The organism is Oceanobacillus damuensis (assembly GCF_001618145.1).
GTDB lineage: Bacteria > Bacillota > Bacilli > Bacillales > Amphibacillaceae > Oceanobacillus > Oceanobacillus damuensis.
The window spans coordinates 213,479-226,302 of the sequence record NZ_KV392042.1 but is presented as its reverse complement, the minus strand read 5'-3'; the positions used below and the strand labels follow the sequence as shown (position 1 = coordinate 226,302).

Below are 12,824 nucleotides of genomic sequence, written 5' to 3'. Positions count from 1 at the left end.
CGTAGCTTTAAGTAGCGGAATGCATGCTTTTAATACATAAGTAACGGAAACGGACTAACGAAAAAATCAGGTTCGTTAAAAAAATACTCATTCCCTGTAGTGCATATTGAGTTGACATCATTATTTCGCTTAAGGTCTTTACTTTTCCATAAATAAAAAGACTGTATCTTCAACATCAAGCTTACCTGTTTTATAGCCTTTATAACCAAGCTTTTCATATAAAGCAATATTTTTCGAAGATAGACTGCCTGTAAATAACTTAAAGGTAACATCTTTAAAATACGTTTTATTTCTTCCAATAATTTTCTTCCTATACCTTGATTTTGATAATCAGGATGTACCATCAGTTTGTTAATATGACATTCTCCATTTTCCTCGTAAGCCCTTACCGAGCCAACAATTTTTCCTTCGTCATTGATGTATTTAAGCACTATATTCTTATCAAATGAATTCAATGCAGTCTCCATATCTTCCTTAAGAGGCATAATTTCATAATCATTATACAGTTCTGCTTCACTAATATAAGCCAGCTTTTGGATAGCCAGTATTTCACTTGCATCTCCCTTGCTTGCACGTTGAATTGTTGCCAAAAAGATCTTCCTCTCTACTGATTATTAACATACTTTTAAGAAAAATTTCACTCTTATACTACACCCAGTTCAAGAATATAGGCAATAGTTACGTTAGGGAAATATCTAATCGAAAGCTTCGTTTCCCTTATGCATGTTGGTAAGTCTACACTTTACTACTTGCCAAGGAAAGGATGATTTCATAAGATTGTCACAGACACTGCAAATAATTTGCACACTTTTTGGGTAATGTACTAATAATTCCCAATAGAGAGGAGCTTGAAGATGAAATTTAAAAACATACTGATTGGATTTATTTCTCTGGTAGCTGTATTTACTTTAGCTGCATGTGGACAGGATGCGGCAGAAGAAGAAAATGCTCCGGAGGAAAATACAGAAGTTGAAACAGATACTGACACTGACACTGATACCGATACTGAAGAAAACGGAGATTCAGACTCTGATTCTCACGGGCATATGGATCATTCCGGTTCAGGTGAAGTCCCTGAAGGCCTGGAAGAAGCAGAAAATCCTACCTATGAAGTCGGCAGTCAGGCTATTATCCAAGCGGATCACATGTCTGGTATGGAAGGTGCAGAAGCAACCATTGCAGGTGCCTATGATACAACAGTATATTCGGTTTCCTATACACCAACAACAGGCGGTGAACCTGTCGAGAACCATAAATGGGTAATCCATGAGGAAATTGCGGATGCTGGAGAAGAATCCTTCGAGCCTGGTGAGGAAGTCACGTTGCAGGCAGACCATATGGAAGGAATGGAAGGAGCTACCGCAACAATTGACACTGCGGAAGAGACGACAGTATACATGGTTGACTTTACAACTACGGATGGTGAAGAAGTAACCAATCACAAATGGGTTACGGAAAGCGAGCTATCTGCTGAGTAAAAATAATAAGATAAATTCAGAAAGCCGACTCTCTTTCACCAGAGAGTCGGCTCTAATATTAAATCTGTTATTTACTGTCCAGAAGATAACTGTGTTTTTAACTGTTGAACAACTTCTTGGGAAGCCGGGGCTGCTGGCTGATAGTATCCCTTTTGGAGAGCGTAATCATATACTGCTCTTTGGCGCGCCTCATCTTGGTTTCTTAATTGAATTAAAGTCTGCCGAAGTTCTGGATTATTTGCTTCGCTAATATAGCCTGCATAACCTGTAAGGCTGGCATTTAATCCAGCCAAGTAATCATTAACCATATCCTTGTCCTGTAACATAGCAATTCCTCCCTTATCCTAAAAATGTCATTAATTGCTGCTGTGCTTGCCTTGCTTCCTGGGCATCCTTTTGCAAAATTGCTTTGAATGCAGGATCTGAACAGCTTTGTGCATAAGTATCTAATTTATTCGCTATCATTCCGTGCCCACCAATTATATGGCGTAAATGTTCGACTTCCAGTTCTGTTAAATTACTCAAAATCCCTACCTCCTTTTAAAAATCGATATTAATTTTCCCCTGAAATAGAAAGAAATACATGATAAACGTATTTTCCTTTTTCAAAGTTTCCACTACTGCTAAACAAGTCATATCAATGAAATAATCCAATCCTTAAGATCGACTGTACGTAAATGTCTGGGGGAGGAGTTGGTGCCGCAAATAATCATGGATACTGACGAATCCTCTTTATGCAACCCCCCATGGCTTGCACCCCCAATATGTGTAGGTGAACTTTCCCCTTTAAACTCATAGCCTGGTTTTGCACTCACTATCAAATATTCACCTTCATGGGATAACAGGGAAGCATGCAATCTTGCTAAGGCATCTGGATAATTACCATAAAATATTTTGTTTCCTTTTCTTTTCATATCCAAGATTTCCATATTACCTTCAGTTACCCAGCCTTTTCCATATTCGTCACAGAGTGGGCCATCAGGACGAAAGTGAAATTGACCATCATGCATGCCGGACATTACGGTCACTGCCTCTCCCTGCTTATAGGCAATCACATCAATTCGATTGTCCTCTTGCATTACTTTTGCCAAATCTGACAGGGGAACCTTTTCAGGGTGAAGTGTATAAATATAGGACATTCTTTCATTGACACCGAGAACAACCTGGTCCTCCTGTCTGACCCCTTTTCGTAACTTTACAATTCGGTAAGAGTCCAGAAGCTTCCTTAAATGGATCAATGCTTTCTTGCGATCACTGTCAATATTCGCCTGACCATTATCACCCAGAATTATCCAAATGTTTTCTTTGAGCGCGTTGTCCCATGACGTGTATTCGTCTAAAATTCACTGTAACTGCATATCCACCTTTTCGATTCCATTTATATCCATTCTTCCGTTTTTATGGACACTTTGATCCAAATCCGGTAAATATGCTATTGTGAAAGGTGGAAGTTTATTTTCTTTTATCAGATAGTTTAATTCACTGGCTGAAAACTTATCATTAAATCCATATTTTTTTCTTAATTCGGATAGCTTTGTCTTTGGATTCAGCTTATGCATCCCTCCATAGGAGAAGAAATCGGGTGCGTACGTTTTCAACTTTCTGTCAACACCTGTAAATAAAGATAAAAGGAAAGGTATATTCAGATGACCTGGATTGCTTCCTCTGTATAATAGTGCATTTATGGACGCAGTATCGATTCCTTTTTCTTTGAAGACTTCATGAAAAGTGGAATGTTTTTTATCCAAATGTACGTGATTTAAATTATAAAAAATATCCTTTACAGATTGATTCATCCCCAGTTTAATTAATTCTTTCCCATCGCTTCCGTAGTTGACTATTCTCTTTTCCTTTTCATTAAACCAAACAAGTCCTGGAACTTTATGTTTATCACAGTAAACACCCGTTAATAATGTACTGTCAACATTGACTGACATCGTTGGAAAAGGGCAGATAAGATCTGGAAAATAACGGCCATTTTCCATAAAAAACTTCAAGGCTGGTGCTTTCTTATACTTTATTGCTTCTTGTAGTGGTGAATCCATTAATGTATCGATCATTAACATGATCACTCTTTTTTTATGGGGAAAAGCTGAAGACATAACTATTTTCCTTTCCATGTACTATATTTTCAGGTGCATATCAGACAAATGATTGAAGTTAGTATAGACGGAGATGGGCTTTTACCGGAAAGTGGTCGGAAGCTTCAGGATGCTTTGTCAGTACTTCTGCTTTTAAAACTTCAAAGCGCGAATCAGCAAAAATGTAGTCTAATCTGGACTTTCGGTGAAGCGATGAATACGTGTACCCTTTTCCATTACCAGCAATTGTCCATGCATCTTGAAATACATTCGTTATCTTCTTCCACCCGCTTGAACCAGGCTTCATATTATAATCCCCCATAATAATTACTGGAAGCGGATTGTCCTTTAGCTGATTAATCATAAAAGATGTTTGCATTCGGTGAAGGAAAGGGTTAAGGCTTAGATGTGTTACATTTACATTGACTTTATTTTCATTTATCTGAATGGTCGTATCAAGCATGGAGCGGCCTTCAAGGAGCCAAGGCAGAATTCCAAATGAATGTTTTTTTTCCGTGATGATTGAATAACGTGACAGCAGGGCATTTCCGTATTCCCTTAATGGCAATGACCCATTTGACTTTAAAGAGAGTGAGGGAGCAAAAGCATAATCCATGTTTAATTGGTTTGCCAGCCAACCAATTTGATCCGTATAGTCACTTCTTTTGGAAAAGTTTTTATCAACCTCGTTTAAAGCTATGATGTCACAGTTACTTTTCATAATTACTTCAGAAATTCTGTACAGATCCAGTCTTTTATCTATTCCAACTCCATGATGGATGTTATATGTCATGACTTTAATTTCCACAAACAACTAACTCCTTTTCCTGCGAAAGCCAGATCCTTATAAATTTCCATCACTTCTTTATTCACAATTAGCACGTTGTACGTTCAAAAAATGGAAATCACTTTCCGTATATTTTTAGCTGAATAATTAAAACTAATACTGTGTTTATAAAACACTTTCCATAACTGATAAAGGAGATGTTGATGCGTATGAATAATCGACAAGGTGTGATGACTGCGGTACTGACTACCGCTGCCGCAGGTGCAGCTGTATACGGAATTACAAGAGGTGTTCAAAACGGGACATTTCAGCGATTGCCACAACAGCTATCCAATGCAATGAACAACCCGGCAATGCAGCAAATAACCAAACCGTTGGAAAACATGGCAAACAATCAAAATTTACAACAATTAACAAACACATTTGGTGGTAATAACACACAACAGTAAAAGGCAAGCATTCCATAGCCTTTTAAGATATCGACAATCATAATTATCCACATCTCTCCCTCCTCTTCTTGAGGAGGGATTTTAGTTGTACTCTTTAAATAAACGTTTCTTTGACATGAATAAGTACATCGGGGAAGGAATTTCCTTCCACTTATTTTCTGTTGATAACAGATGAATGGGTAGTAGAGCTATGCGTTTGAACATTTTATAGTATGGATTGTAAATGGAGAAAACTTCAAAGTTCAATTTCCTGCAGCCTTTATGTAGCGTGGTTATGCCAATTAACCCCTTAATTTCGCTTGTGTATCCATGTGATTGTATATAGCGGGCAACATATGGGAGAGACTCCCGCACGCTTTTATAAATGATTAAAGCACGTCTGATATCACTATTCTTTCCGTCCATTTCTCTCATCAGCTTCACATTATGCAGGTGTATTTTTAATAGGATATCGTTTTTGTTTATTACTGTACCATCTGATAAAGTTATCTTTCTCCCTTTATACCGTGTCAAACGCACACGTATAATTGTTTTTTTCCCGTCATCATTTTGAATATAATTCAATCGTGTAAAGTGATAATAAATCGGATCAATAAAATTCCAAAGTAAGACGCAATTTCTTTTAATGTTTAAATTCATCCCGATTTCTCCCTGCAAAGATATACAGATTTGTTATGTAATACACATCTCATTGTTTCCATTCCATTAATTTATATTCTTAGTAAATAATTGGAATAAGCTTGCTTAAAATCAGTATAATTGCGGATAAAATAAGGAGAAAAAAAGGAAACCTCTATAACGAAGTTTCCATGCTTATTCTATAAAACATCATTAATATTTTGCTGTGCTTCCTTCACTTGTTGTCGGGTATCATGCAGTTTTTGATATGCTTGTTGAAATTGGGAATTCTCTGTTGCTTCAGATCCAGCTTGCTCCCCAGTAGCTTGAAGAGCCTGTTCCGCTTGCAGCAATTGCTGTTCTGCCTGTTCCAATAATTGCCGATCATGACCTTGCGCACGTATTATTGCTTCCTGTGCTTCTTTTATTTGATGACTGGCTTCCTGTAATCTCTGATGGATGTCCTGTACCATACATGTACCTCCGTATTGAAGCTGATTAAAAATCTTTATATATTGTTCCTAAGATTTTTTGGATTATGTATGCCGGAACGTTTGATTATATTCACATTGAAATGGGAGCAATCCGATTGACAAGATTCGACAAATTTCGGGAAGTGACAGGCACCATTTTAACCTTCTTTTTCCCTAATTTGATTGAGATGGTTTTTTCTCATTGCTGGAAGAGCTAAACCAACGATGAGAGCTGTCATTGGAAACCCTCCATTCCCTGTAAGCCACTCGATTACTGTAATAGGTACAAAAACTGCATAGATAAAAATCATTAAAATCAAATACAATCTCCGCCATCCTTTTTCTTTTTTTGGCATAAAAATACCTCCTTAATTTTCTAATGATACATGGTAATTTTTACCGAGAATAAACTCTATGAATTCTATTTCCGGACCGGCTGATTCCTGAAAAATATTTTCCTGGATACCACTCATGAAACCATTGTAGGAAGCGCCCTCCATTTCATTTGCTGCCCGTACGTATATTCGATCATCTTTTACCCACAGCTCTGCTTCATCGAGTACGCCACCATTTTGTATGATTGTATTTCTTGCCATATCGATAACCGCCGATTCAATCCCTGAATTCTGCAGCTTAATCTTTAATGCCTGTCCTATAAGTGGAAGGGGAAATAGGTCGTCCGTTAAATATTGATCAAACGCCTGCAGTTTCTTTTCATTTTCCGACCAGCCACTATATCTGCCATTCCCTTGAAAATTAACTGCAAGTTCATTAATTTTTTCTTCGAGATTTTCAAAAGGCAGGTCCTCCTCTTCCGGCTCATCGTTATTAACTTCATCAGAATCTTCTTCAGGATCCTCTTCTGGTAAGACCCCTTCATAATCAAATCCAAATACAATTTCCTGAACTTCATCATAAAGTACGCTGGATGCAGCCATGCTCGCCTGTTGGGCGGTTGTTGCTGACTGTTCCTTTACTGCCAACGCCATCCCCATATTCATTACAAAAACAAATAAGATCATGATAAATCCAAGCATACCGAGGACAAATAACGCAATATTTCCTTCTTCATTATTTAATCTATTTTTTAGCGTTTCCTTCATTCGATCACCCTGCCATATGCTTCTGCAGAATATGGAACCGACAAATTGGGAAAGTAGTTTGATAGAAAAATAAAATTAATATCTACTTTTACTTGTGCCTCAAACTCTTTCGCCCCAGGAGATGGATTCACAATAGAATTCAATTGTAAATAATCGCCAGTGGAAGATAATATTCTATTTGCTGCCTCTTGAGCTTCGGAATAATCTTTTGTTACGGAATAGACATTTGCGTATTCATTTACTGCCGACTGGGTAACGAGAATACCATGTATGGCAACAATGAATTGAATCAGGGTCATCAACAGAATCAGAGCTAAAGGCACGATTCCCAAGAATTCTATCGTGGCCGATCCTTCTTCATTATTTAATTTTTTTCTCCAATACTTCATGGGTAGTCAACCTCCTTTTTAAAAAACTTTTCATGAATCCTGTTATCAGAAGTGGTAATGAAATTTTTAATAAGATTATATTAGATAAGTTTGGGATATCTCATCTCTTTCCGCAACGATATATTTGCTTCTTCCTGTTCCACAAGAATTTTATTTTTAAATGCTTCCATATGCTGTTCCTTTGTAAAGCTTTCCATATTTTCAAAGTGGCTAATAGATTGGATTTCAGCTTGCAGCTTTTCTTTATTGCTGGCAAATTCACTTATATGTCTTTCTACTTCAGTGGTCAGTAATGATTTCATATTCGGGTACCTTTCAGAATTTTGCTTGATTTGTCTGAAATCATCTATCCTTTTATAATTATCAAGTAATTGTATATACTGAATATAGTCAATTTCCGCCAAAGTTGTTAGAATATAATCTATATCTTCTCTCGAAAAACCTTCTCTTTCTTTAATCTCCATTTTTTTCTGAAATTGATTAGTCAATTCAATCAGTCTATTTTGCAAATTAATTGCGGTCGATAAAAAGTTTATGCATCTCTCGTATACTATTTTATCTTCCATTAATAGATTTGCTTCCTGCAAAATCTGTCGGATAGCTATTTTTGTTTCGTTAAATGGCTGCATGTTTATTTGTGCTCGGTCATATCCATTTTTTATAATACTTGAAGTATTTGTGTATAAAAGGACTAACTGTTCGAAAGCAATATAATAGGCTTCTGTTGATATACCTGACCGGGATGATATGATTGCAAAACCACTATGTTTATTGAATTTCCGATAAAATACCATAAAGAATTCTGTACCGTCGATTCGCACATATTTTTCATTAACTTTGTAGGTTTCAAACATCTTTTTATGCTGTTTAGCTTCTTTATCTAGTACGGGATTTACTAAAGACATGTGAACACCCTTTCTTTATTCTTAAGAGAACTTGCTTTTAATCCCATTCCATTAAACCCTTTTATCTAACCATTCATGAGACTCAACATCCCCCTTTTTATTTAAAATTCCTCTTATTACAGATATAAAATTTTAACTTTCTAATTCTAAATAATTTTTGGATATCTTATTTCTTTCCTTAATGACTTATTTCCTTCATCCTGTATGGTTAAATAATATTTTTTAACAGCGTCCATATGCTCTTCCATTGTCATGTTTTCCATATTTTCTACATGGCTCACCGATTCAATTTCTGTTCGCAACTTTTCTTTATTATCGGAAAGCTGGTCAATATATTTCTTCACATCAGCTGTTGCGAGAGTTTGAATCATTTTGTCCTGTTTGATATGCTCTTTTATAAATTTATAGTAGTCAATGAGTTGATAATCGATTTGAGCCTGTGTGTATTGAATATAATCAAATTCAGCCAAAACATCTTGCACATAATCAAGATCAGAAACAGTGAAACATTGCTTAGTCATTGTCTTCATCTCAAAGTCTTTTGTTATCTTTTTTAACTGCTTGTGCAGATTCATTATTTTCACTGCTCCATTGTAGCAATGATTATATATCTTTCTTTCATGTTCAGATAAGTTAACTTCTTTTGTAACCTTTTCAAAAAATAAATTTGTCTTCTCAAAATGCTCCATCGGTATTTTCGCTCTGCTAAAGGCATTATTTTTGAAGCTTGCGATATTATTATATAAAATAACCAGCAATTCAAAAGCGGTATTATATTCTTCTTTTGTAGGGTTTGGGTGAGAAGAAAGCATTCCAAAACCACTATGTTTATTAAATTTCCGATAAAACACCATATAAAAATCCTTACCATCCACATGAACGTATTTTTCATTAATATCATAGGTTTCGAATAGTTTCTTATGCTTTTTAGCCTGTTTATTTAATTCCTCTGTTATTAACACTTGAACGACCTTTCTTTAAAATTAGTTAGCACAGAGTTTATGAATCTATGCTTTAGGAAAATTTTCCTTTAAGCCAATTCCATCCATCCTTAACTTTATTTCCTGCTTTATTAACGATAGATTTTGTCGTAGATCCCAAATCACCTTTCCAGTTTTCTGCAAAGAGTTTAACACCTTTTGATACGACCCAAATTCCCGCACCAACAGCCACCATTCCAGCACCAACAGCTTGGCCACCAGGAATTGCAGAAGCAACTACTCCTGCATTCATTAACGTATCACCTAAACTCCCAGTGGCGTCTGCAACTGCAGATGTTTTCTCAGCACCTGAAGCATCGCTCGTTAACACATTATAGGCCTGACCGGTTTTATAACCTGTTTCAAATGCTGCTATGCCTGTTCCAATTGCAGCTGCGCCAATATTTAATTTTGAAATTGCACCAACTGCACCTGCTGAAGGAGTTACATTAGAGACAGTATTTGCAGCATCTGCCAAAGCACTTCCCGAAGTAGTAATATTGGAAAGGTTACGTGCTGTTTGATAATCCTGAACAGCACTATAGCCATCTGCAATATGCGTACCAGTATCATAAATATCAAATAATGTCTTATCATTTATACTTAATTTTATCCCATTTAAAAGTAAACCTTTATAGAGACTGCCACCATAATTCATCTTGGCATCATAGCCCAGGCTTGTCATATTTTCATAGGTTAGCACATCACCTACATAATTAACCTGACCCAATACCACGTCTTTTACAATATACTTTCCAATATCATATCCTTTTGGCAAATCTGGAATAGGTTGATCTCTATCTGAAGTAGTGTTGGCTGTTGAATCATAATTACTAAATCCTTGCTGTGCCCAAGGGTATCCCATTACACCAGGGAATTGCGTTCCAGGTTGGGCTAACAATGGACCTTGCTGGTATCCATTTTGTTGAAATCCAGGTGTTGAGAAAGGATTTCCCTGATAGCCATCACCTGTAAATCCTGAATTCGTCCATGGTCCTCCCTGATACTCATATCCTTGAAACCCAGGAGCTAACCAAGGTTGTCCCTGATACTGTTCACCTGAAAATCCAGATTGATTCCATGTACTTCCGTCCCACGATTCCTCATTCCTACCTGGTTCCCCTTGCCATGAGTCTTCCGTCCAGGAATTACCTTGCCATGAGTTTCCTGTCCAAGTATTACCTTGCCATGAATTGCCTTCCCATTTTAAATCATTCCCATCCCAGGATTCACCTGTCCAAGAGTTTCCCGTCCAGGAATTACCTTGCCACGCTTCTACCGCATATACAGTAGGTAAAAGTATAGGCTGAAATACGAGAAAGATACTCGCTATAGAAACAAAGAATAATTTTAGCCATTTATTCATTTCATAACCCCTTTATGAAAAATAGTGGTTTCCATTGGAAGCAGGATTTTAATGAAGTTTCTAATTTAGGTAATTAACGTTGTCTTCTTTCACTTGAAACCTCGAGTACCTCTGATGACTCTCTCCATTTGATAATATATGAGGTTAAGAGAATTATAATAAAAGGAAATATTAATAGATTTAAAATCATTTGCGTAATTATTTGAGCAGCATAGGATGGTGTAATATTAAATAATTGAATGGTAATAAAAATTCCAAATAAGAACTCAATGCTCCCGGTAATTATAAGAATTAATGCGATCTTCCAAAAGTTTTTCTTCCCGAGGCGTAATCCCTCTTTATAAGAATTCCAAACCGATTTATCATCAAAAATACTAAGATATGGTATAGGAAACAATAGTGCCAGAAATATAAAACCAGGAAGAATAAAAAACATAAAACCTATTGTTGTAAAAATGGAAACAATACACGCAAACAAAAAAACCGTAAATCCATTCGCAATAAAATGATAAATGGCATTTCGCAGGCTATTTTCATAACCTCTATATTCGTTATAGACAAATCGGATATAAGGTACTTGTGCATAGATAAACAGTAAAACGGTTAATAGGCCATAATATATGTCCGCAAATGAGTAAATTGGTGAATAGCTCGGAGTTACAACGTACATATAATTTGTTGCAAAATTATGAATGATTAATAGGGGCAGCGTCGTAAACAACATTAACATTAAAATCTTTTCAAATTTACGTGTGTATAACTCCCAAGCAAATTGCAGTGGTGTTTCCATGGTAAACTCCTCATTAAATTTTTGGATGGCATAGTTTTTTCATATGCCTCTTAATGAATCTAACAATAAATACTCCCCATCTCTTGAGATAAAGGATTTCTTTTAGATCGACACCTTAATTTACCCCTTCCTCATCCTCAAGTTCCACGTTGTACTCATCAGCCATTTCCACTAGTCTTACATCAGCTTTTTGAGCGTTTTCGAAGGCTTCCATAAATTTTTCGTCTGATTGTTGAACAAGCTGATTTATTTCATGCTCTTCTGCGGATTCCGCAGCTCTTTCCATTGCTTTGTGTCTAAGTTCGAAACCTTCTGACCATGAATTTAATTGACTTAACCTCAGCTCATGCAGTTCTTTCACGGCTTCTGTTTCTGGCTCCAGGGAGTTAATATAGTCCATTATTTCATTTGCAATCGGTGTAATATTTTCATTTTGAAATTCCAATGCTTCGTCAGGTGCTTCAATCATAGAAAGTTCCTGCAATTCCATATCGATTTGTTCCGCTTTTGGATTGACTGTATCTACAAAGTCGTTGTGATACTCAACCAATTCATCTGCTTCAGGTGAACTGCATGCAGCAAGTCCAGTAACGATGGATAAAATTGATATTAAAAATAATTTCTTCATTTTAAATCTCCTCTTCATTTTTTCTTTTCCATTGTCGCTAACTGCCATCAAGAAACATCTTCCTTATCGCTAATTTCCAATACTTCCAGTTCTTCTCTCCATTTCATTACATTGGATGTGATATACATAATTACAAAAGGAAAAATTAATAGATTCAATGTCATTTGTGTAATTATTTGAGCAGCAAAAGAATCGGTAATCGAGTAAACTTGCGCTACGACAAACAAACCGATAACCGCTTCAATCGTACCTGTGATGGTAATCATCAAGAAGATTTTCAAGAAGTGTTTTTTTCCAATCCGTAAACCCTCTTTATATGCTTTCCATATCGATTTTTCATCAAAAATACTAATATACGGTATTGGAAAAACCAATGACAGCAATAGAAGCCCCGGTATAACAAAGAACATAAAACCAATGGAAGATAGAATTGCGACAATAGCCGCAAACAAAAACACGGTAAATCCACTGACCAGAAAAGTGTACATAGCATTCTTTAAACTATGTTCATGCCCCTGAAATTCATTATATACAAACCTTATATAAGGAATTTGAGCAAAGATATAAAACAAAATTGTAAGCAAAGCATAATAAATATCCGCAAAAGAATAGTTGGGATTCATGCTTGGTGTAATTGCATAAATATAATTGGTAGTAAAAGAGTGGAGCATCAGTAATGGTAAAGTTGTCGTCAGCATCAATACAAGTATTTTCTCGAATTTACCTGTATATAATTGCCATGTGGAACGTAGTGGATTCTTCATAGCTAACTCCTTT

Annotated in this window: 17 protein-coding genes and 1 pseudogene; 2 read left to right on the top strand and 16 right to left on the bottom strand. The window is 36.2% G+C overall.

Annotation, left to right across the window (positions count from 1 at the left end):
* Positions 1-29 precede the first annotated feature (29 nt).
* Complete coding sequence (locus A4245_RS01105; RefSeq protein ID WP_067724830.1) at positions 30-590, bottom strand: GNAT family N-acetyltransferase; 561 nt, start codon at positions 588-590, stop codon at positions 30-32.
* A gap of 264 nt (positions 591-854) precedes the next feature.
* Between A4245_RS01105 and A4245_RS01100 the strand changes: the two genes are divergently transcribed.
* Positions 855-1,478, top strand: coding sequence for a YdhK family protein (locus tag A4245_RS01100; protein ID WP_067724828.1), 624 nt, complete (start codon positions 855-857; stop codon positions 1,476-1,478).
* A 71-nt stretch (positions 1,479-1,549) separates the two neighbouring features.
* Here A4245_RS01100 and A4245_RS01095 read toward each other — a convergent pair whose 3' ends face one another.
* The 4 genes and pseudogenes from A4245_RS01095 to A4245_RS01080 form a co-directional block, all read right to left on the bottom strand.
* The gene (locus A4245_RS01095; protein ID WP_067724827.1) at positions 1,550-1,804 is read right to left on the bottom strand and encodes a spore coat protein; all 255 of its coding nucleotides are present in this window, start codon (positions 1,802-1,804) and stop codon (positions 1,550-1,552) included.
* Positions 1,805-1,817: 13 nt separating this feature from the next.
* Positions 1,818-2,003, bottom strand: coding sequence for a hypothetical protein (locus tag A4245_RS01090; protein WP_067724825.1), 186 nt, complete (start codon positions 2,001-2,003; stop codon positions 1,818-1,820).
* Positions 2,004-2,110: 107 nt separating this feature from the next.
* Positions 2,111-3,580: pseudogene (locus A4245_RS20905) on the bottom strand (alkaline phosphatase family protein).
* Between the two features lie 58 nt (positions 3,581-3,638).
* Positions 3,639-4,367, bottom strand: a complete 729-nt coding sequence (locus A4245_RS01080; RefSeq protein WP_234402322.1) for an endonuclease/exonuclease/phosphatase family protein — start codon at positions 4,365-4,367, stop codon at positions 3,639-3,641.
* A 188-nt stretch (positions 4,368-4,555) separates the two neighbouring features.
* On the opposite strand from A4245_RS01080, the gene A4245_RS01075 reads away from it, so the two are divergent.
* Complete coding sequence (locus tag A4245_RS01075; protein WP_157087626.1) at positions 4,556-4,795, top strand: hypothetical protein; 240 nt, start codon at positions 4,556-4,558, stop codon at positions 4,793-4,795.
* 81 nt (positions 4,796-4,876) lie between these two features.
* Here A4245_RS01075 and A4245_RS01070 read toward each other — a convergent pair whose 3' ends face one another.
* The 11 genes from A4245_RS01070 to A4245_RS01020 form a co-directional block, all read right to left on the bottom strand.
* Positions 4,877-5,434 (bottom strand): YkoP family protein, encoded by a 558-nt coding sequence (locus A4245_RS01070; RefSeq protein ID WP_234402321.1) that lies wholly within the window; start codon positions 5,432-5,434, stop codon positions 4,877-4,879.
* Between the two features lie 179 nt (positions 5,435-5,613).
* Positions 5,614-5,886 (bottom strand): hypothetical protein, encoded by a 273-nt coding sequence (locus A4245_RS01065; RefSeq protein ID WP_067724821.1) that lies wholly within the window; start codon positions 5,884-5,886, stop codon positions 5,614-5,616.
* A 158-nt stretch (positions 5,887-6,044) separates the two neighbouring features.
* On the bottom strand, positions 6,045-6,242 hold the full coding sequence (locus tag A4245_RS01060) for a hypothetical protein (RefSeq protein ID WP_067724819.1): 198 nt from the start codon (positions 6,240-6,242) through the stop codon (positions 6,045-6,047).
* 12 nt (positions 6,243-6,254) lie between these two features.
* A complete protein-coding gene (locus A4245_RS01055) occupies positions 6,255-6,989 on the bottom strand; it encodes a Tad domain-containing protein (RefSeq protein ID WP_067724817.1) in 735 nt (244 codons plus the stop codon).
* Positions 6,986-7,378 carry a TadE family protein gene (locus tag A4245_RS01050; protein ID WP_067724815.1) on the bottom strand — a complete coding sequence of 131 codons (393 nt, stop codon included), beginning with the start codon at positions 7,376-7,378 and terminating at the stop codon, positions 6,986-6,988. The genes A4245_RS01055 and A4245_RS01050 overlap by 4 nt, the downstream gene beginning before the upstream one ends.
* 80 nt (positions 7,379-7,458) lie before the next feature.
* Complete coding sequence (locus A4245_RS01045; protein WP_067724813.1) at positions 7,459-8,283, bottom strand: hypothetical protein; 825 nt, start codon at positions 8,281-8,283, stop codon at positions 7,459-7,461.
* A gap of 146 nt (positions 8,284-8,429) precedes the next feature.
* On the bottom strand, positions 8,430-9,245 hold the full coding sequence (locus tag A4245_RS01040; RefSeq protein WP_067724811.1) for a hypothetical protein: 816 nt from the start codon (positions 9,243-9,245) through the stop codon (positions 8,430-8,432).
* Positions 9,246-9,297: 52 nt separating this feature from the next.
* Positions 9,298-10,629 (bottom strand): hypothetical protein, encoded by a 1,332-nt coding sequence (locus A4245_RS01035; protein WP_067724809.1) that lies wholly within the window; start codon positions 10,627-10,629, stop codon positions 9,298-9,300.
* A 73-nt stretch (positions 10,630-10,702) separates the two neighbouring features.
* Positions 10,703-11,419, bottom strand: a complete 717-nt coding sequence (locus A4245_RS01030; protein WP_234402320.1) for a YciC family protein — start codon at positions 11,417-11,419, stop codon at positions 10,703-10,705.
* A gap of 115 nt (positions 11,420-11,534) precedes the next feature.
* Positions 11,535-12,047, bottom strand: coding sequence for a hypothetical protein (locus A4245_RS01025; RefSeq protein WP_157087625.1), 513 nt, complete (start codon positions 12,045-12,047; stop codon positions 11,535-11,537).
* A 47-nt stretch (positions 12,048-12,094) separates the two neighbouring features.
* A complete protein-coding gene (locus A4245_RS01020) occupies positions 12,095-12,811 on the bottom strand; it encodes a YciC family protein (protein ID WP_067724805.1) in 717 nt (238 codons plus the stop codon).
* Between the last annotated feature and the right edge of the window lie 13 nt (positions 12,812-12,824).

Coding starts and splice junctions, on each gene's coding strand:
- A4245_RS01100 (WP_067724828.1), top strand. CDS start 855: ATGAAATTTAAAAACATACTGATTGGATTTATTTCTCTGGTAGCTGTA.
- A4245_RS01095 (WP_067724827.1), bottom strand. CDS start 1,804: ATGTTACAGGACAAGGATATGGTTAATGATTACTTGGCTGGATTAAAT.
- A4245_RS01075 (WP_157087626.1), top strand. CDS start 4,556: ATGAATAATCGACAAGGTGTGATGACTGCGGTACTGACTACCGCTGCC.
- A4245_RS01070 (WP_234402321.1), bottom strand. CDS start 5,434: ATGAATTTAAACATTAAAAGAAATTGCGTCTTACTTTGGAATTTTATT.
- A4245_RS01065 (WP_067724821.1), bottom strand. CDS start 5,886: ATGGTACAGGACATCCATCAGAGATTACAGGAAGCCAGTCATCAAATA.
- A4245_RS01060 (WP_067724819.1), bottom strand. CDS start 6,242: ATGCCAAAAAAAGAAAAAGGATGGCGGAGATTGTATTTGATTTTAATG.
- A4245_RS01055 (WP_067724817.1), bottom strand. CDS start 6,989: ATGAAGGAAACGCTAAAAAATAGATTAAATAATGAAGAAGGAAATATT.
- A4245_RS01050 (WP_067724815.1), bottom strand. CDS start 7,378: ATGAAGTATTGGAGAAAAAAATTAAATAATGAAGAAGGATCGGCCACG.
- A4245_RS01045 (WP_067724813.1), bottom strand. CDS start 8,283: ATGTCTTTAGTAAATCCCGTACTAGATAAAGAAGCTAAACAGCATAAA.
- A4245_RS01035 (WP_067724809.1), bottom strand. CDS start 10,629: ATGAATAAATGGCTAAAATTATTCTTTGTTTCTATAGCGAGTATCTTT.
- A4245_RS01030 (WP_234402320.1), bottom strand. CDS start 11,419: ATGGAAACACCACTGCAATTTGCTTGGGAGTTATACACACGTAAATTT.
- A4245_RS01025 (WP_157087625.1), bottom strand. CDS start 12,047: ATGAAGAAATTATTTTTAATATCAATTTTATCCATCGTTACTGGACTT.
- A4245_RS01020 (WP_067724805.1), bottom strand. CDS start 12,811: ATGAAGAATCCACTACGTTCCACATGGCAATTATATACAGGTAAATTC.